General features: G+C 34.7%; 1 protein-coding gene. It reads left to right on the forward strand.

Features of this window, described 5'->3' with window-relative positions; genetic code table 11:
• Positions 1–547, forward strand: a 547-nt coding sequence (locus AC1DND_RS29215) for a tetratricopeptide repeat protein (RefSeq protein WP_477586516.1), incomplete at both ends; no start/stop codon positions are given.

Genomic DNA, 547 nt, shown 5'->3' on the forward strand with positions numbered 1-547 from the left:
GTTATATTTACAGTGGAGTAGCTTTGGTGTTGATAAAGAAAAAGCAGCTAAAGGGATTGAGAACTATAAAAAATACATGGATTTAACGGATAAATCTTTGGAATCTCAATTGCGTTATGCTCAATTTTTATTCTACGCAAAAGATTTCAAAACCTTAGAGCAGGTAGCCACTTCTTTGCAAGTTCCAGCAAATAATCCAAAGGCAAATACAGTAGCTAGACTTAAAGGGTGGGCTGCTTATGAGAATAAAAATTATCCAGCAGCTTTAACCAGCATGACTGAGTTTTTTGCCAAGGAAAAGGATAAAACTAGAATCTTAGGAAACGATTATCTTTATTTAGGAAAGTCACAATTGCAAGCTGGTCAAGATAGTTTAGCGGTAAAGAATATTATTGAGGCTGCTAAAATTGATTCAAACAATGCCGACGCTTTAGCGGAAGCTGGTTTAGCTTTAATGAAAGCAAAGAAATATGCTAAATCTGCTGAACTTTTCCAAATGGCTATTAAATATAATCCTAACGGAAAAGGATCGCTTACTAATTACTAC

This window comes from Pedobacter sp. 01N416, from assembly GCF_056399685.1.